The following is an 18,413-nucleotide window of genomic DNA, read 5'->3' as shown; positions in this document are numbered from 1 at the left end:
TTGGGTACGAGGTGGGTGTCAGCCGGTGATGCGCAGTTCGATGAGCATGGTGGGGTTGCTTGCATCCGAAGCCTCGCCGTAGCCCGTGAAGTCGTTGGCGGGCGCGCTGACGACCTGCGTGGCACCGCTTTCCTCCTTGATGCTGGTCTTGACCGGATCGTCGGAGGTCCAGATGCCGTAAGCCTGGGGAATCTCGAGCGCGAGGTAGGCGGGCCTGGCCGTGACATTGAAGCAGAACTGCTTGGCCCCGAAACGGCTCTCGATCAGGATGTCCTGGGTACCGTCGCATGTGGTCATCAGCAGATGGCCATCACCGTGCTTCAGAACGACACCGGTATCGGCCTGGATCTTCCCCGCGTACGGGTAGCTGAAGTCCTCCAGTGCGTACGGCATCTCTGTCTCTGCAGCAGCAGCCGCGACTGAGGTGCTCGGGGCGGCCTGAGCGACGCCCAGCATGGTGGCCGTGGCCGCAAGCACGCCGGCCAGGCCGGCCAGCAAGGCTTTGCGCGTATGGGACATGGTCATGGTGTGCCTTTCAAAGGCTGGCAAAGGGAAGCGAAGTCTCTATTCACTCAGGGCATGTTGAGCACGCGCAAGTTCCAGACTCTCAGGGTGCTTCCGTGATCCACATCACCAAGAACCCCTGACCTCGGTCGCGGCCTTCGTCGCACTTCGCCCATAGTTGACTAATTCCGGCGATGACTCCACCGGCAGGTAGGAAAACTGCATGCAAACCGGGAAAACACTTCCTGCGTGGACTCTTTACGCAGAGCTGCCGATCTCGGTCGCTCGGGGGGCCCCGCATCAACTTGACCTGTACGTTCCCGCCTTGAAAGATCGACGGGCGCGCTCCCGGCCTGCGCGGCGAGCGCCGCCCGGATGCGCGCCCTATCAAGCGGTACCAGCCGGGCGGGGGCCTTGCGCGAGATATACTCGGGTCGCCATGATCAAAACGTAATTGGCGTTTGTGTCCCGCCACTTGAGTGTCGCTCATGCGACCTGCCTGGCCGAACCGCTCCTTACATTGGAGGGGTCGCCGAGTGAAACGGCGTAAAGCCTCCCGGACGCCTGGTTCGGGAGTATTCAAGAGACTCGCAGCGCGACGCCGGACACCAGCAATTCTGCTGTCCGTGGGCATGCTGTCATGCCTATTGGGAGCACCCGCAGTTGTAGCGGCAGAGTCGCCGGAGCCGACTCAGAGCGTCCGTGCTGACATTGTCGATCTCTGGGAGACCGGCGGGGCCGGCCTGAGGGTCGCAGCCGAGCAGGCGTTGCTCGGCGGGGACGACGCGATCCAGAGGTTCCTGGCCGAAGCCGAGTCGATCCAGCACGACGACAACCGCATCGAGACCGCACGACTGGCGATGACGGGCGGCCCCGGTGTCCGTCAGGCCGCCAAGGACGCGATGCTGCTCCCGCCGGCGGAGCTGGAGTCATGGCTCCTCACGGGCTACTACGAGCCGTTGGATGAGGACCACAAGGTCGAGATCGCTCGGCTGGTGACCCTCGGGGGTCGTGGCGTGCAGGCGGCCGGAAAGGCCGCACTCCAGGGTTCCGCCGAAGACAGGGAGCTGTTCCTCTCTCAAGGCCAGCGCGAGGCCCAGCAAGACGACAACCGGGTAGAAACGGCCCGCCTGGCGTCGACATCGACCAGCGGCCCCAACGTCAAGGCAGCAGCCAAGGCGGCACTGAAGGGCACCCCTGAAGCCATCGAGGAGTTCCTGGCGATCGGGCAATTCGTAGCCCGCAACCGAGACCAGGAACACGCGTCGGTCGCTCAGTTGGTCGCACAGGCCCAGGCGGCCGGCAAGGATGCCGAGGACGCGAGAAAGAAGGCGGAAGAGGCGTCCAAGAAGGCCATCACCGCATCCGGACTGGCCATGGACGCCGCAGTGCACGCGGCTGAGGAGACTGCGGCCGCGAAGGACGATGCCGCCAAGGCAGGAGTCAAGGCTCAGCAGGCCGCCGACGCAGCACGAGCTGCAGCCGAGGCTTCGCAGCAGGCGATCGGCTCCGCGAACGCCGCTTCCGCTGCCGCTCGCCGCGCCTCGATCGCCGCCGCGCAGACGGCCTCGGCCGCCGCGGCAGCCGCGAAAGCGGCAAACGAGGCCCACCGTGCGGCCATCGCGGCAGCCGGGGACAAGGCACTGGCAGACGGCGCCTATGTCGCTGCGGCGCAGGCACGACTCGCAGCGACGGTAGCCAGAACCTCGGCTGTCGCCGCCGACAACGCCGGAAAGGCATCGGACGCTGCCAGGGGTGCCGCCCTCGCGGCCAAGAGCGCCTCCACGAACGCGCGAGCCGCTGCTGACGCCGCTGACGCCGCCAACGATTCCGCGGCAGCTGCCGGTGTGAGTTCCAACGCGGCCCGCCAAGCTGCAGCTGAAGCGCGCCGTCATGCCTCTGCTGCCGACAGGGCGGCCGACCGTTCTGCCGAGCTGGCACGCCAGGCTGCCCTCGCCGCCTACGGAGCCCGGGACGCCGCGAACTCGGCCGCCACTCACGCGGACAAGGCCGCTGACTACGCACAGGAAGCCGCGGTCCAGGCCGGGAACGCGACCACATACGCCGCGGTGTCCAAGAAGAACGCCGATGCAGCCAAGGTGGCCGCCGCCGCCGCGACAACCGCGGTGGACAAGGCCAAGGAGATATTCGCCCTGGCGAGGCAGACTGAGACCGCCGACCTGCTGACTCGGACGGAGGGCCAGATCGAGCAGGCCCGCTCGATGAAGGCCGTCACCGAAATCGGGATCGGGGCCGCTGCCGCCACCCAGAAGCATGCCTTGGCCTTGGGCATCACCGCCGACGCGTTGGCCCAGGAGGCCAGCCGGCCCGATGTCGACATCCAGGCCACCGCCCTCAAGGGCCGCCAGCTCGCCATGCAGGCCATGAAGCTCCTCGGCCCCTGGCACAAGGAAGCCGCCGCCCGGGCGTTGTCGGGGACCGACCAGGACGTCCTGGACTACCTGCGCACCCGCTGGAAAGAAGCCGACCACAACGAGATCCGCCAGCGCGTCCTCAACCTGAGCACGCAGAGCCCGTATGCCTCGGTACGCACTGCGGCTGCGGAAGTCCTCACCGGAACCCCCGAGCAGCTCGAGGCGTTCTACGCCACCGGCCAGTACGAGGCCGGGCTCGACGACATGAAGGTGGAGACCGCCCGCCTGGCCCAGACCGGCGGCCCCGGCGTCAGCGCAGCCGCGAAGGCCGCCCTCGCCGACGGAACAGGAAGAGCACTCGCGACCTTCCTTCAGGTCGGGCAGTACGGCGAGAGCGTCACCGACGAGAAGGTCATCGCCGCCCGACTGGCCGAGACCGGGGGCCCCGAGGTCCAGTCAGCGGCCAAAATCGCCCTGGCCGGCCCGCCGCAACTGGTGCACGAATTCGTTACCGTCGGCCGGTCCATAGCCCAGCGCAAGGACGACCTCGCCACTCACCACGTCCACCAGGTCGAACGCCTCATCGCCGAAGGCTCCCTGGTCGCAGCCACCGCACACGCGGACGCATGGCGCGCCACCGAAGCCGCAGCCAAGGCCATCAACGCCGCCGCCGAAGCCACGGCGGCCGCCGTCGCGGCGCAGCAGTCGGCGGATGCCGCCCAGGGGTACGCCAACGAAGCCGACGCCTCAGCGGACAGCGCCGAACAGAGCGCCCGGGACGCAGCTGCATCTGCCGCTACCGCACGCAACGCCGCCAACCAGGCACACGCCGACGCCGCGGCGGCAGAGTCCTCCGCCGCCGCAGCTTCGTTCTCCGCGTCCTACGCCCGCCAGTCCGCAGCCGCAGCGGACAGGTCCGCGGAGACCGCCCGGGCCGATGCCCTCGCCGCAGGCAAGAGCGCGGATCAGGCCGAAGCCGCTGCGAAGGCCGCCTGGCAGCACACACTCACCCTCTACGAACAGGAGATGGCGGAGGCGCTCCGGCAGGCAGAAGAGGAGCGCAAGGCAAACGAGCCCGATTCCAAGAAGCTCTGCTTCTCGTACACCATTCCCTACTACGGGTACCGAATCGGGGATTGCACCACCGATTTCACCCCGTACATCGAAGCGGCGAAAGACCCTCGCACGTGGGCGAACATCGCCTATGAAATATCGGGCCTGGCCGACATTCAGGCATGTATCGACAACCCCGCTGCCCTCGCCTGCTCGGTGGCTGTCCTCGGCGTCACGCCCTGGGGAAAGCTCAGGCTCCTCGGCAAGCTCGACAACGCCGTCGAAGCCATGCAGGCCGGCCGCACCGTCCGGCGCACCGTCGCCTGCCTGACCGGAGCGGCGCACAGTTTCCCCGCCGGCACCGGCGTTCTGATGGCCGACGGCACCAGCCGTCCCATCGAACAGATCCGGACCGGCGACCTCGTCACAGCTACCGACCCGACCACCGGCGAAACCGGCCCTCGGCGCGTCACGAGGACCATCCAGACCCCTGACGACCGGAACTTCACCGACGTCACCCTCGCCGACGGCTCCACACTCACCTCGACCAGCCACCACCCGTACTGGTCCGAAGGTGACCGATCCTGGAAGAACGCCGCCGACCTCAAGGCCGGCGACACCCTGCAGACACCGCAGAGCGACACCGCCACCGTCGCCCAAACCCGCGACTGGCACGGGCTCCAGGATGCCTACGACCTCACCGTCGAAGGTCTTCACACCTACTACGCCTCTACGGGCACGACGAACGTTCTCGTCCACAACTCTGACGGGACCGCTTCTTGCCCCCTCTGGGTCAGGAATGCGTGGAAGGACATGCCCCTGGATGCGGATGGGCAGATCACGTCAGGATTCGTATTCACTCCCGATGGAAAGAAGCTTTGGCAGAGCCCGGTTCAGAGTGGCCGCACCGCTACCACGGAGGAAATCAGCCGCTTCCTTCAGGGCTCTCCGGATTTTCCATACATCCCTGGCTATTCTCCGCTTGCCCATCACGCTGAAGTCAAGACTGCGTGGGAGATGCGCAACAAGGGATCGGAAGGAGATGTGCTCCATATCGTCATCAATAAAAACTATCTCTGCCCCAGAGTCACCGACGCGGTTCAAGTCGGTTGCAAGCAGTCCGTTCCCGCCATCCTGTTCGAGGACCAGATTCTGTGCGTATGGGTACCTGGATCGAGTAAGGCTGTCCCCTTGCCTGGTAGGGTGAAAAGGTCTGGCTCAACATGGTCCCCACCTGCTGGCGATAGGTGCGCTGTCTAGTTCACGCCGTACTGGAGATGGAATTGTGATTGTTGCAGGCGGAACTCACAAAGGTGCGTTCTATGCGCGATCGGAAGAAGAAATAGACGATCTCATCGATCACATCATGAACGACCTGATTCAGGGCGGAATAACTCCGGACGGGTTCCAGGTCATGCCCGAATACGCAACGGTGTGCATCGTCGAAGGGGAGTATCCGGAGGAGACCGCTGAAAGGTGGCCGAGCAACTACCTCCACGTCGCAGTGAACACAAGTAATGGGTACGGGGCGCTGAGATGGTTCTCCACTGTAACCCCGGAAGGGGCGGATGAGAGTCACGTCTCCCGGTTCGTATGGATCTCGCAGAACTCAGAAGACCCACCTTCTTTCGATCCCGGTCTGATCCTGGATCCCCCGACTCCCATCTATTATCCGCGCGAAGCAGCAATTCCCGTTGCGATGGTTCGCGAGGCGCTCGAAGAATTCTGCCGGGTGCGAACGGGAGAACGGCCCCGATGCATCGGATGGATGCTGGATCAGTCTTCGCTGTAGCGGGATCTGTCTTGCCGACACGCCAGTTCGGGGGTCCTCGTGGTTGACGAGACCGCGAACTCACGCTCCCCGCAGGCGAATGTGGACGCGACCTCAGGCGATCACGGATTCTGAACCCGTTGATCGCACCATGGTCGCGTCCGCATGCCCTCATCGACGTTCTGGGTAACGTTCGGGTCTGCGTTCGTCACGAGGGCCAGCGATACGTTGTGCCAGCCAGCGAGGGGCTTCCGAGAAGACCTTGCTCGCGCCGCGCAGCCGAAAGCGGTTGGCAGCAGCGGTTGCCGGTGCCATCGCCGTACACGCCCGGGTACGCCGACGAACCGCGCGCCGGCCAGGGGAAGGCTGCGCCGGCCCGCACCGCTACGAAGGCCCCGGCCCCGCCTGCGGCCGCCGCGACCGATGCACCCCGTACCCGCCCCCGCTGGCTCGCCCGCCACCCACCGCGCACGTCCCTACCTCCGCGCCGCCGAGGCGCCGGCGCCCCAGAGTAAACCGACGACGAAGCCGAAGATGCGGGCCGCGGGCCCGGCCAGGAAGCCGGAAGTGCCGCCTAAGAGGTCGTTTTCGCCCGATGTTTCATCCCGTGATGGGATGTTCTGTGGTGCTCTTCGGGTCGCGCCAGGAAATGGCGTTCTCGCTGGTGAGGCGGCGGGCCATGAGACCGGTCATCGCGAGGTGGATCATGGCTTCGGAGCGGGTGGGCAGGGTTTCGTAGTCGCGGGCCAGGCGCCGGTGGAGCATGAGCCATCCGTAGGTTCGCTCGACTGCCCACCGTTTCGGTATCGGGGTGAATCCCCTGGTTCCGGGCTTGCGGGCGGTGATCTCCATGTCGATGCCGAGGGTGGCGGCATGCTCGACGAGGTGCTGTCGGTAACCGCCGTCGACCCACACCTTGCGGACCCGGGGGTGGTCGGCGGCGACCTGGTCGAGCAGCGTTGTGCCGGCCACCGAGTCCTGCACGCCGGCCGCGGTGACCAGTACGGCGAGGAGGAGTCCGAGCGTGTCGGTGACGATGCTCCGCTTCCGGCCGACGATCTTCTTGCCGGCATCGATGCCCTGGCTCGAGGCCGGAACGCTGGTGGAGGTCTTGACGCTCTGCGCGTCGATCACACACGCCGAAGGCTCGCCGTTCCGGCCCTCCTTCTCACGCAGCAGCTGACGCAGTAGGCCGTTGAGCTGCACGAACACGCCCTCGTCGGCCCATTTGGCGAAGTAGCCATAAACGGTGTTCCAGGGCGGGAAGTCGTGCGGGAGATAGCGCCACTGAACCCCGGTCCGGTCGACATACAAGATCGCGTCCATGATGTCGCGCAGATCGCGGTCGGGCGGCCGGCCGAAGTGCAGAGCCGTGCGCCGGCGCTCGAGACGCCAGGCGGTCAGAACCGGCTCGATCAACTCCCAGCGGGCATCGGACAGATCACTCGGATACGGACGTCGCTTCGCCATGCTTCCGGCCTACCGCCACGAACCGCATGCGCCCAGGCGCACAGCAGCGGCGCTGGAAGCACGCCACCACGAAGACCGGGCATCATGGGATGAAACAGGATCACGTCGAATCCAGCCCCATCCGCAACCTCACCTGTCCGGCGAAAAGCGGAAGCATCGACAGTCTCACCAGCACCGCCATCCAGCACCCCAATAAACGCCTCATAGGTGGCAGTTCAGGCGAAAACGACCTCTAAGGGCTTGCAGATCATTAACACGTTGTCTTGATCTTGCTGCTGGCTTCGCTGCTCGGAGCGAGAACCCGTGCGTGGAGGACCGCGAGGGCGGCTGGCGGAGTAACGGCGGGTGGGATGGCGACGCCGTGCGCCTTGAGCAGTCTCCTGATCTTCAGGAGGGTGCGGTGCATGGCTGTGCGACTGCTGCCGAAGAGTACGGCGAGGGGTTCCGCGGCCAGATTGACGCACAGGTGGAGCACCGCGGCCAGGACCTGGTCAGGGAATGCCAGCCGCGGCGGGCGGCCGCGCTGGGTGTCCCGGTCCGGTGCCAGAGTCTGGACCAGGTCGTGCAGTTGGTCCGGAGACATCCCGGTGAGCGCGGGGTCGGACAGCAGGGCCGGGGCCCACTCCGGCTCGGACGGTTTCGGGGTCCGGGCGGCTGGGACGGTCGGGGCCGGCTGGGGATGCAGGACGTAGTTCCAGTCGCCGTGGAAGCCGTGGCGGGTCAGCGGCAGTGCCGCCATCTCCGCGTCAGCAATCTGTACTCCGGTCGGGTAGGTGCTGGTGTCGAGTTCGGCATGGACGCGCAGTCCGGTGCGGGTGGTGGTTGCGGCGATGGACTGGACGATGACTTCGTGGCTGGTCAGCGGGCGGCCCCGCCAGTTCATCGTGATGTGGGAGAAGAGGCGGTGCTCGATCTTGTTCCACTTCGATGTGCCTGGCGGCAGGTGACAGACGGTGATCGTCAGTCCTGTTTCAGCGGCGAGGTGGGCGAGTTCGAGTTTCCAGGCCCGGGTGCGGTAGCCGCTGGAGCCACCCGCGTCGGCGGTGATCAGCAGCCGTGTCCGCCTGCGGGTAGGAGGCGTGGCGCTGGCCGTGCCACCAGCGGCGGATCGATTCCACCGCGAACGCAGCGGTGTCGTGATCGGTGCCGACGTTGACCCATCCGGTGTTCGCCGCCAGGTCGTAGACCCCGTATGGGATGGCCTTGCCTAGCTGCGGGTCGGCGAAGTCGTGCATGTGAACCGGCACCGGGTCACCGGCAGGCCGCCACGAGCGGCCGTTGTTCTTGAACTCTCCGACGAGTTCCTTCTTCTTGGTGTCCACGCTGATCACCGGTTGGCCGGCGTCCCGGTGCTCGCGCGCCTGCTCGTTGAGATCGCGGAACTGGGCATCGCGGTCCGCGTGCTGGCCGCCTTCCAGGGTCTTGGCGTTGGCCTGCAGGCTGAAGCCCGCCTCCCGCAGCAGAGCCGCGACGGTATCGGCGCTGACCTTGTGACCGGCTCGGGTCAGTTCCCGAGCGAGGAGGCGGGTCGACTTCACCGTCCACCGCAGCGGCGACATCGGATCACCCCGCTCGTCCGATTCGACCAGCGCCAGCAGCGCGGGCCGCAGCCCCGGATCGAGGACCGCGACCCGCTTGCGCCCTCCGCCTGGCCGCCGCACCCGTCCCAGCGGTTCCTCGCCGGCCTCGAGTTCGTACACGCCCTTGCGGACCGTCGTCTCACTCACCGTGGCCGCCAGTGCGACGGCCCGAACACCGCCGTGCCCCAGGACACGAGCCTCGGCAGCCAGCAACAACCGACGCTGCCGCTCGTCGAGATGCGGAAACAACACCGCGAACTTCACGGAGAGTTGATTACGTGTCTCGTCCGGGATGCGCATACCACACCAACGAGGCCCAGAACGGGAAGCAACACCTTTATTCCCTCAAGCCCTAAGGGTTGTCCCGCAAATGATCTTCGGGTTGCCTTGGGCGTGGTTGGCTGCTGTGCGGCCAACCGGCCTATCCGGCGTGGGCGAGGTTGTGCATCCGGGCGATGCCGAGCATCGCGTGGTGGACGCCTGCGCGGAGAGCACGGACGGGCGGACCGGCCCCCAGTACCCGGTCAAGACCCACCTCCGCCTGCGCGGAGAGCACGGACATCCGGGCCTGGCCGGGATGTTCAGCATCGACCCACTTCCGCCTGCGCGGAGAGCACAAGATCGACTGGCGCAGGCCGTCCGCAGACGCCGACCCACCTCCGCCTGCGCGGAGAGCACGACCACGCGGAACTGGTCAAGGTCCTGGGAGCCGACCCATCTCCGCCTGCGGGGAGAGCACAGCTCACCGACGTGGAGGAGGGAGCCGGCCATCGACCCACCTCCGCCTGCGCGGAGAGCACGCTGGAGCCAGGCGGCGTAGACGTCGAGTTCCTGACCCACCTCCGCCTGCGCGGAGAGCACGCTGGAGCCAGGCGGCGTAGACGTCGAGTTCCTGACCCACCTCCGCCTGCGCGGAGAGCACTTCTCCATGCCCTTGGCGATCTCGACCATCTGCGACCCACCTCCGCCTGCGCGGAGAGCACTGGTCCTGCTCGTACCGGTACAGGGCCGGCGCCGACCCACCTCCGCCTGCGCGGAGAGCACATGGTGGCCAGGCCGATGATGCCCATGCCGATCGCCCCACCTCCGCCTGCGCGGAGAGCACGGAGAAGACCTGGCCGCCGATCTGTACCGGCACGACCCACCTCCGCCTGCGCGGAGAGCACCTTCCTGAGCAGGCGCTCCAAGAGGGCTTTGCCGTTTCTTGACGATTCCTTTCTTTCGAAAGAAACGCCAGCACGTCTGCCCTCCACATGCCTGGTCACAACGGCGAAGCCTACGGCACATCAGCCGGAGCAGTACGCCCTGCTGCAGTGCACCGAGGCAGGCGTGGCACCACGAGGGCTTGCAGATCAGGGCGTTGTCAGTGCCACCTGATACCTGTGGCGTCGTGCCAGAACTTGATGCTGTCTCCGCGTGTGCCGCCGGCCCCGACTGCCGTCTGTGGGGTAAGGAACGAGGCTTGGAGCGTCCTTACCCGGCCATCTGCCATCTGCTGGATGCGGCAGCTGTCTTCGGCGTGCTGTGGGATGTGGTGCTGAGTTCCCGGACCCGGGCACGTATCGCGGAGGCCGTGCAGCTGTCCGAGCCGGAGGCCCGGCAGGTCCTGTCGTTCTGGGCGGGCCTGCACGATCTCGGGAAGATCACTCCGGCTTTTCAAGCTCAGGTGCCTGCGGCTTTCGCGGCCGTGCGGAAGGAGCCGGCGTACTTCGCCGTTCCGGGGGCCGAGCACGAGACCACTTTCCGGCATGAGGTGGCGACGCACTGGGCAGTGACCTCGCTCCTGGACGAGATCGGTTACCCGGGTGACCTCAATCGGATGCGGCGAGCGGTGAGTCACCAAGTGGCCCAGTTGCTCGGTGGTCATCATGGCGTGTTCGGTAAGCCTCTGTTGAAGCGGAAACTGGGTGCCGGGAGCATCCATGCACCGGGTCTCGGCGAGCAGGGTTGGGCCGATCAGCGCCGTCAGCACTTCAGCGAGCTGCGGCGGGTGGTGGGGGCGGTGGCCTTGCCGAAGGGTGGGCTGCCGGCTGAACTCTCCGTTGTCGTTGCCGGTCTGGTCGTGGTGGCGGACTGGCTGGCGAGTCAGACAGACTGGATCAAGCCGCTTCTGCCTGCGGCAGGGTGGAAGGCGACGCCCCGCGCGCTGGACGAGCACTGGGCCAGGGCTTCTCATGCCGCTCCTGGCGTAGTGCGGGCCGCACAGCTGGGCCGGGCGGATTTCGCGCTCCAGCAGTTCGAGGGGATGTTCCCGTTCTCCCCCAACCCGTTGCAGCGGGACTTGGTGGAACACCTTCCCGGGCTGGCGGCAACGCGGGGTTCCGGTCTGCTGCTGGTCACTGCCCCCACCGGTGACGGAAAGACCGAGGCCGCGCTGTATGCGGCTGCGGTGCTCGGGCGGGTGGCGGGGGCGCGCGGACTGTATTTCGCGTTGCCGACGATGGCGACGGCGGACGGCATGTTTCCTCGGGTGGCCGCTTTTGCCGATCAGGCATTGTACGGGGAGCGTGCGCTGACGCTTCTGCACTCCATGGCCTGGCTCGGACCCGCCTACGACAGTTCTTCCGGCACGGGTTCGCTAGCAGCAGGTGCGAGTGCGGTGGTCGCGGAGCGCGGCACGGCGACCGCTGCCGGAACCTGGCTGCGGGGGCCGAAGCGGGGTCTTCTCGCGCCGCTGGGAGCGGGGACGATCGATCAGGTGCTGGCCGGTGTGCTTCCGCTGCGGTACAACGTGCTGCGCCTGATGGGTGTGTCGGACAAGGTCCTGGTGATCGACGAGGCCCACGCGTACGGGCCGTGGATGCACAGTCTGATGACCCGGTTGCTCGAGTGGCTCGGGGCGTTCGGCGCTCCGGTGGTGCTGCTGTCGGCGACCTTGACGGGTTCCACGGCGGGTTCGCTGGTGAACGCCTATCGGCGGGGCGCCGGTTTCCTGGAGCCGGTGGAGGTGAGGCCGTGTTATCCGGGCTGGCTGTTCGCGGACGCGGCGAGCGGTCAGGTGTCCACGCCGCGCGCGACGCTGACCGAGCGGGCTCGGACCGTGGATGTCGAGGTCCACGGTGTGCACTGGGACAGCCTGGACGCTCCGGGTTCCGCTGTCCGCAGGGGCGGGAGGCGCGAACGGCTTCGGGAGCAGTTGCGGCAGTTGGCGGAGGAGGGCGGGACCGCTCTGGTGTGCTGTACGACCGTCGCCGAAGCCCAGGCGACCTACCGGGACTTGTGTGCGACGTTTCCCGAACTGAACCGGCGGGAGGGCGGGCTGCGGATTCTGCACTCGCGTTACCAGGCTCGGGAGCGCCGGCGGATCAGCAGGGATTGTGAGAGGGCGTACGGCAAGCCCGCCGCGGTCGAGGAGATCGGGGTGCGGGCGGGGTCGATCCTGGTGGCGACCCAAGTAGTGGAGCAGTCGCTGGATTTCGATTTCGACCTCGTCATCAGTGACCTCGCTCCGCTCGCCCAGTTGTTGCAGCGGGTGGGCCGCGGTCGGCGGCACCGGCGGGGGTCGAAGGGACGTCCTTCCTGGGCGCAGGCGGAGGAACGCCCCAAGCTGGTGGTTCTGGAGCCGTGGGACGGTGAGGGCCGCACGAAGGTTCCGCCGGTCTGGGGCACGGTGTACGACCACGGGCTGCTCGTTCGCACCGCGGAGCTGCTGCGCCGGGAACAGGCGGGCGGGATCGCGGTTCCCGGCGATGTGCAGCGGCTGGTCGACGCCGTGTACGCGGCTGACTTCGTCGAGGGTCTGGATGCGGCGGTGAAGCAGGAGCTGGCGCGGATGGATCTGAAACGCGCGGCGAAGGAGACGGCCGAGTCTCACCTGGCCCGGATGGCGACGATCTGCGGGCCGCATGATGTCGAGGGAGACCTCGGCAGGCTCAGCGCACTCCAGGACGGTGTGACCGAGGAGCTGTTGACGACCCGGCTGGGAGCGGACACCGGACGTGTCCTGCTGCTGTACACCCAGCCCGGTGGGGAGTTGACGCTCGACGAGGAAGGCGCCATGAGTCTGTCCGCTCTGGCGCGCAGATCGACGCCCACGCGCGAAGAACTGGGCTCGATCATGTCCCGGGTCGCACCCGTTCCGGGGTCGTGGCTGCCTGAGGGCGAAGGCATGCCCCATCCTCCCGGCTGGGAGAAGCAGGTGGCTCTACGCGACCTCGTTCTGGTGGCCGTACACCGTGAGCCGGACGGGGCAAGCTGGCGCGGACGCCATGGGAAGCGATCAATTTCTGTCTCATCAGTAGGACTTGAGATCACTTGACGCCAGCTCACGTCAAGCGCTCTTCCTGTAGCAGCAGGCTTGATGAAATTTATTCAGCACACCACTGACCACCCTGGCCGAGGGAGATACCCCTCTGCCGGACGGCACGCCCGCTCACGCGGGCAGGGGATGCGCTGACCCGGTTGCCCAGTAGCGGCAGGCGAGTCACCTCCGTCTGCACGAAGACCCCGTCGCATTGTGACTCCTGAGAGGCATTGATGCCCGCACGTTCGCACAGCACAGCGGAAGCGCCGCTCTTCCCGGTCATCTGGGCGCCGCACGCGCGAAGCAGTACCTTCGAGCCTCTTCCCGGGATGCTGGGGTTCCGTGAGCTGCTTTTGCGCAGTCAGGACATCACGGGGCTCGCGGTCGCCGAACCGCCCGCGCACTCGGCTCTGCTGCGCATCCTGTACGCCCTGACCGCGCGGGTCACCCGGCTCGACGAAAGCGGTCCCGGTGACTGGGGCGAGCGCCGCATGGACGTGGTCGAGGCGGGGAGGCTGCCCGCTGAGGCGATCGAGGAGTACTTCGCCACCTGGGGACACCGCTTCTTCGTCTTCGACGGTGAAGGGGGACGGCCCTGGATGCAGGACCCCCGCCTGGCGGAGCAGTGCGACGCCGGCAACACCGCGGGCGTGAACAAGCTGATCGTGACGCGCCCCGCAGGCAACAACCACTCCTGGTTCACCCACGTCAGCCCCCTGTCCCCCACCCTTCCGACGGTGTCGGAGGCCGTTCTCAACCTGCTGGTGTGGCACTTCTACGGGCCTTCCGGAAGGTGCTCGGCCCGTGAGGTGGGGGGTGTGAAGAGTGCCAGCGCCACCGCAGGACCGCTGCGTACGGCGTTGTCCTACCACCCCGAGGGCGAAACCCTCTTCCAGACCCTGCTGGCAGGGCTCACCCCGCCGGAGGTCACGGTCCGCCGTGATGTCGATCTGTGCCCGTGGGAGTGGGAGGAGCTGCCCGACCCCGAGACCCCGCCGGCTGACAGGACCGGTCCGCTGGCTCTGCTCACCGCCTGCTCCTCACATGCCCTGCTGCTCGTGGCGGACGAGGAACAACCGGACGCGGTGGCGGACGCGTTCATCACGTGGGCGTACCGCGGCGAGCGCATTCCCCGGGACGACGCCTATCTGATCTGGCAGATCAGCCAGCAGGGCAACCGCTACCCGCGGCCGGCGGACTCACGTCGGGCGCTGTGGCGTGATGTGGACGCCCTGCTGCTGTACGAGGCGGGCGGGCCGGCGCAACCGCGGCGGCCGAAGGTGTTCGACACCGCCTTCGAGGTCGCCGAGACCCTGCGGGTAAGAGCGCTGGGATTCGAACAGGAGGGCCAGGCCAAGGACCGGCAGTTCGTCGAGGGGTCCACTCCTCCCCTGCTGGGCTTCGTGGAGGAAGACGCCCCGCGCACCGAAGCGGCGGCGGGCCGGCTGCGTCAACTCGGCGAGTTGTACGGCCACAGGCTGGAGCGCGCGGTGCGCAGAGCCTGGTCCCTCTACGTCGACGACCCCAAGGCCGAGCAGTCCACCTGGTCCGCCGAGGCCGGCGCCCGCTACTGGCCGCAGGCAGAGACGGAATTCTGGTCGCGCTACCGCCGGCTCGACCGCTCCTCGGCCTCGCTCGACGCGGGCCTGGACCGAAAAGCCACACGCAAGGCATTCCTCGCCCTGGCAGAACGCAGCTACGACACGGTCACCGCACCCCTCGCGTCCCATGTGCGCGGTGCCAGAGCCGTGGCCGAGGCCCGTATCGAGCTCTACGGGGGCCGGCCCCCCAAGGGCGCGGGAACCGGCAGCGCTGCCGGTTCCCGCCTCGAACCCACCGGATCGGATCAGGGAGTTTCCGTATGACCATCCCGTCACCGCGAACGGCTGCCGGCCTTCGCCGAGAGCACCTGCACAAGTACGTCGCCTGGGTCACGGACGCGTGCCGCGACCCCGGTACCCGCAGCGCGCTGCGCGCGGGTCTGCGCCGGGACCTGGACCATGTGCGCCCGATGCACCGGATCGTGGCACCCTGGCTTCCCCGTCATCGCCGTGTGTCCGAGACGGAAGAGCGCGCCTTCTACCTGGTCGCGTCGATGATCGCCGACCGGCCGCGGCACACGTTCACGACCGAGGACGAACCCGCCGAGGCCGCCGAGGAAGCCCCGCCTACGCCCCCTGTCGCGGATGGCCCCGGCTCAGCCCCGGTGCGCGAGAACGAGGACACATGGTCCGAGCACTGGGGCCGGAGTCTGGGCCACTGCCTCGCGCAGGCTGTCACCGAAGGCCCCGGGCGTGAACGCGAGATGCGCGTCTCCAACGCCGAGGCCCGGCTGCACCTGCTGACCCGGCAGAGCGCCGCCGGGCTGCACCGCCACCTGCCGGCCACCGTGCGCCACCTGAGGCAGACCGGCATCGATGTCGACTGGGTCCGGCTGATGGAGGACCTGATCGCCTGGCCGGCGTTCTCAGGACGCATCAGCCGCCGCTGGCTCCAGGACTACTACCGCAAAACCTACGAAGACCAGCGCAACAAGAGCGACCAGACGGACGAGAACGCCCTCCTGGACAACAGGCCGTAACCCCCTCTCGCCGAGCTGTTCCACAGCCCGCCCTCCCCACCACACCGCCCTCACCACAGAATGCGACCCGTCATGACACCGAACACCGCCCGCTTCATCGACGTCCACGTCCTTCACCCCGTCCCGTTCTCGAACCTCAACCGGGACGACGCCAACGCCGTCAAGACCGTGCAGTACGGCGGCACGCTGCGCACGCGGGTCAGCAGCCAGTGCTGGAAGCGCGCGGCACGCGAGGACTTCCAGACGCACATCGGCCAGGCCGCCCTGCGCACCCGGCGCATCGGCGAGCGGGTCACGAGCGAACTGCAGGAGCGGGGGTGGCCAGCCGACCTGGCGCTGCGGGCCGGCGGTCACCTCGCGGCGGGCAGCAGCATCAAGTTCGAACTGGCCAAGACCAAGGACAAGGAGATCATCCCCAACAAGGTCCTGACCAACGCCATGGTCTACGTCCCCGAGACGGCCGTCGGCGAACTCGCGGACCTCGCCGAAGAGTTCCGCCCGCTGCTGGAAGCGGCCAAGGACATCAAGAAGCCCGCAGACAAGAGCGTGCTGCCCAAGGAGCGCATCGAGACGGTCCTGCGCTCCCGCAACGGAGTCATCAACCTCTTCGGCCGGATGCTCGCCGAGGTCGACGAAGCCGGCGTCGACGGCGCCGTCCAGGTCGCCCACGCCCTGACCACCCACACCACCGATGTCGAGGTGGACTACTTCAGCGCGGTCGACGACATCACCGCCGCCTGGAAGGACAGCACCGGCAGCGGCCACATGGGGCACGCCGAGTACAGCGCCGGCACCTTCTACCGGTTCGCCACCATCGACCTGCGCGACCTGTCGGCGAACATCGGCGACGAGCCGGACGCACTGCGCGAGCTCACCAGCGCTTTCCTGTCCGCCTTCATCGAATCGGTGCCGCGCGCCAAGAAGAACTCCACCGCGCCGCACACCCTGCCCAGCCTCATCCACGTCTCCGTCCGCACCGACCGCCCCGTCTCCTACGCTGCAGCCTTCGAAAAGCCCGTCCGCGCCACCGAAACCAGCGGTTTCGCCGAACCCTCCGCCGACCACCTCAGCACCTACGCCCAGGCGGCCAACGCCATGCTCGGCAACAGCCGGATCCTCACCTGCGGCTTCACCAGCACCACCTCCAAGGACCTGCCCGGTCTCGGCATCCGCTACGGCTCCCTCGACGAGCTCCTGGAGACCACCCTGGCCACCGCCCTCACCCCCGCACCGGCCGGAACCAGCGCATGAGCAGCCCCGCCCTGCCCGAACCCGGCCTCCTGCTGCGGCTGACGGGCCCCCTGCAGTCCTGGGGCGAGCACAGCCACTTCACCGACCGCGACACCGCCGCCTTCCCCACCCGCTCCGGGGTCATCGGACTGCTGGCCGCAGCCCTGGGCCGCAGCCGCGGCCAGTCCATCACCGACCTGACCCGCCTGTCGCTGACCGTACGGGCCGACCGGCCCGGCGTGCGCCTGCGCGACCTGCACACCGTCGGCGGCGGCCTGCCCGCCAAAGCCACCGTCACCACCGCCGAGGGCAAAAAACGCAGCGGCGACACCACCACACTCCTCAGCCACCGCCACTACCTCGCCGACGCGGCCTTCACCATCGCCCTCACCGCACCCCCCGCCCCAAGCAGCACACCCGCGGAGCACGCGGACCACCGCGACCTGCTCGCGCGCTGCGAAAACGCCCTGCACTTCCCCCAGTGGCCGCTCTACCTCGGCCGCCGCTCCTGCCCGCCGGAAGGCCCCCTCCTCGTGGCCCGTACCGACGACGCACTGCACCACCTGGTCCGCCTCCCCCTGGCCGCGACCGCCCCGGCGCCCTCCGGCATCGAGTTCCTCTCCGACCGGCCCCTGCACACCCTGCCCGTCCCCGAGAACCTGCTCACCGCCGACACGAGCGACGGCGCCCATCCCGCGGGCCAGGCCACCGACGAACCCCTCACCTTCCACACCACACGCCGCACCTACCGAGCCCGCCCCCTCTACCGGCGCTCCCTGCACCTGCCCGCCGAGCAGTACGCGGGCCTGGGCACCAAGCAGCTCGACGCCCTGGCCGCCTACCTGTCCCGCCACCTGCCGGAAACCATGGAAGGAAACCGTCCGTGACCGTCTGGCTCACCCGTATCGCCCCCGACCCACGCTCGGCCCAGGCCCGCAACGACACCACCGGCACCCGCATGGGCCTCGCCCTCCACCAGCGCCTCATGGCCCTGTTCCCCCCGGACGCCGGGCCGGATCCGCGAGCCCGGTTCAACGTGCTCTTCCGCACCGAAGACACCCCCCACGGCCTGCACCTGCTGATGCAAAGCACCCACGAGCCCGACCTGGCCCGGCTCCCCGAGAACTACGGAACCAGCCTCTCCCGCCCCCTCGACGCCCTCCTCGACGCCCTGCGCCCCGGGCTCACCGTCCGCTACCGCTGCATCGCCAACGCCGTCCGCCGCCCCGGACACACCACCCGCGCCCACTACAACCTCCCCGCCGTCGTCCCCCTCCACGGCACAGCGGCCGACACCTGGTGGGAAGGACAGGCACAAGCCGCCGGCCTCACCCCCCACACCATCGAATCCGTCTCCCTCGACGCCGCCGGCGGACGCCACGGCAAACGCGGCACAACCACCACCCGCGACCTGGTCCGCCACGCCCGCACCCGCTTCGACGGCACCGCCACCATCGAAGACCCCGAACTGCTCCGCACGAAAATCACCGAAGGCATCGGACGCGGAAAAGCCTACGGATGCGGCCTGCTCACCATCGCCCCCGCCCGAGGGTCCCAGTGACCACACCCGACCCTGCACCGAACGCCGCCCGCTCCCACGGGCGGC

At 68.0% G+C, this 18,413-nt stretch carries 10 protein-coding genes, 1 pseudogene and 1 CRISPR repeat array; of the genes and pseudogenes, 8 read left to right on the top strand and 3 right to left on the bottom strand.

Annotated elements, in window-relative coordinates; all coding sequences use genetic code 11:
• Nucleotides 1–18: 18 nt before the first annotated feature.
• The gene (locus ABFY03_RS33415) at nt 19–525 is read right to left on the bottom strand and encodes a hypothetical protein (RefSeq protein ID WP_346171664.1); all 507 of its coding nucleotides are present in this window, start codon (nt 523–525) and stop codon (nt 19–21) included.
• 611 nt (nt 526–1,136) lie between these two features.
• Here ABFY03_RS33415 and ABFY03_RS33410 point away from each other — a divergent pair.
• Both ABFY03_RS33410 and ABFY03_RS33405 read left to right on the top strand, forming a co-directional pair.
• Nucleotides 1,137–5,192: a polymorphic toxin-type HINT domain-containing protein gene (locus ABFY03_RS33410; RefSeq protein WP_346172341.1), complete on the top strand. Its 4,056-nt coding sequence runs from the start codon at nt 1,137–1,139 to the stop codon at nt 5,190–5,192.
• A 25-nt stretch (nt 5,193–5,217) separates the two neighbouring features.
• A complete protein-coding gene (locus ABFY03_RS33405) occupies nt 5,218–5,724 on the top strand; it encodes an Imm1 family immunity protein (RefSeq protein WP_346171663.1) in 507 nt (168 codons plus the stop codon).
• 579 nt (nt 5,725–6,303) lie between these two features.
• Here the strand turns inward: ABFY03_RS33405 and ABFY03_RS33400 are convergent.
• Nucleotides 6,304–7,173 carry an IS5 family transposase gene (locus ABFY03_RS33400; RefSeq protein WP_346171655.1) on the bottom strand — a complete coding sequence of 290 codons (870 nt, stop codon included), beginning with the start codon at nt 7,171–7,173 and terminating at the stop codon, nt 6,304–6,306.
• Nucleotides 7,174–7,423: 250 nt separating this feature from the next.
• A pseudogene (locus ABFY03_RS33395) lies at nt 7,424–9,053 on the bottom strand (ISAzo13 family transposase).
• A 227-nt stretch (nt 9,054–9,280) separates the two neighbouring features.
• Nucleotides 9,281–9,919: a CRISPR direct-repeat array (repeat unit 29 nt; unit sequence CGACCCACCTCCGCCTGCGCGGAGAGCAC).
• Between the two features lie 200 nt (nt 9,920–10,119).
• Here ABFY03_RS33395 and ABFY03_RS33390 point away from each other — a divergent pair.
• The 6 genes from ABFY03_RS33390 to cas6e all read left to right on the top strand — a co-directional run bounded on the left by ABFY03_RS33390 (nt 10,120) and on the right by cas6e (nt 18,368).
• The gene (locus ABFY03_RS33390) at nt 10,120–13,011 is read left to right on the top strand and encodes a CRISPR-associated endonuclease Cas3'' (protein WP_386723766.1); all 2,892 of its coding nucleotides are present in this window, start codon (nt 10,120–10,122) and stop codon (nt 13,009–13,011) included.
• A 218-nt stretch (nt 13,012–13,229) separates the two neighbouring features.
• The gene (gene casA, locus ABFY03_RS33385; RefSeq protein WP_346171661.1) at nt 13,230–14,861 is read left to right on the top strand and encodes a type I-E CRISPR-associated protein Cse1/CasA; all 1,632 of its coding nucleotides are present in this window, start codon (nt 13,230–13,232) and stop codon (nt 14,859–14,861) included.
• Nucleotides 14,858–15,577, top strand: coding sequence for a type I-E CRISPR-associated protein Cse2/CasB (gene casB / locus ABFY03_RS33380; protein ID WP_346171660.1), 720 nt, complete (start codon nt 14,858–14,860; stop codon nt 15,575–15,577). Before casA ends, casB begins: the two co-directional genes overlap by 4 nt.
• Before the next feature lie 72 nt (nt 15,578–15,649).
• Nucleotides 15,650–16,828, top strand: a complete 1,179-nt coding sequence (gene cas7e, locus ABFY03_RS33375; protein WP_346171659.1) for a type I-E CRISPR-associated protein Cas7/Cse4/CasC — start codon at nt 15,650–15,652, stop codon at nt 16,826–16,828.
• Entirely contained in the window at nt 16,825–17,694 is an 870-nt protein-coding gene (gene cas5e / locus ABFY03_RS33370; protein WP_346171658.1) for a type I-E CRISPR-associated protein Cas5/CasD, read from the top strand. Before cas7e ends, cas5e begins: the two co-directional genes overlap by 4 nt.
• Entirely contained in the window at nt 17,691–18,368 is a 678-nt protein-coding gene (gene cas6e / locus ABFY03_RS33365) for a type I-E CRISPR-associated protein Cas6/Cse3/CasE (protein ID WP_346171657.1), read from the top strand. The genes cas5e and cas6e overlap by 4 nt, the downstream gene beginning before the upstream one ends.
• The last annotated feature ends 45 nt before the right edge of the window (nt 18,369–18,413 follow it).

The organism is Streptomyces roseofulvus, from assembly GCF_039534915.1.
GTDB lineage: Bacteria > Actinomycetota > Actinomycetes > Streptomycetales > Streptomycetaceae > Streptomyces > Streptomyces roseofulvus.
Note: the sequence above shows the minus strand (reverse complement) of the source record. Positions and strands in the feature narration are given on the sequence as shown.

Excerpts from the sequence above, each read along its gene's own strand:
- ABFY03_RS33400 (WP_346171655.1), bottom strand. The coding sequence starts at position 7,173 with ATGGCGAAGCGACGTCCGTATCCGAGTGATCTGTCCGATGCCCGCTGG.
- ABFY03_RS33415 (WP_346171664.1), bottom strand. The coding sequence starts at position 525 with ATGACCATGTCCCATACGCGCAAAGCCTTGCTGGCCGGCCTGGCCGGC.
- casA (WP_346171661.1), top strand. The coding sequence starts at position 13,230 with ATGCCCGCACGTTCGCACAGCACAGCGGAAGCGCCGCTCTTCCCGGTC.
- ABFY03_RS33410 (WP_346172341.1), top strand. The coding sequence starts at position 1,137 with ATGCTGTCATGCCTATTGGGAGCACCCGCAGTTGTAGCGGCAGAGTCG.
- cas7e (WP_346171659.1), top strand. The coding sequence starts at position 15,650 with ATGACACCGAACACCGCCCGCTTCATCGACGTCCACGTCCTTCACCCC.
- cas5e (WP_346171658.1), top strand. The coding sequence starts at position 16,825 with ATGAGCAGCCCCGCCCTGCCCGAACCCGGCCTCCTGCTGCGGCTGACG.
- casB (WP_346171660.1), top strand. The coding sequence starts at position 14,858 with ATGACCATCCCGTCACCGCGAACGGCTGCCGGCCTTCGCCGAGAGCAC.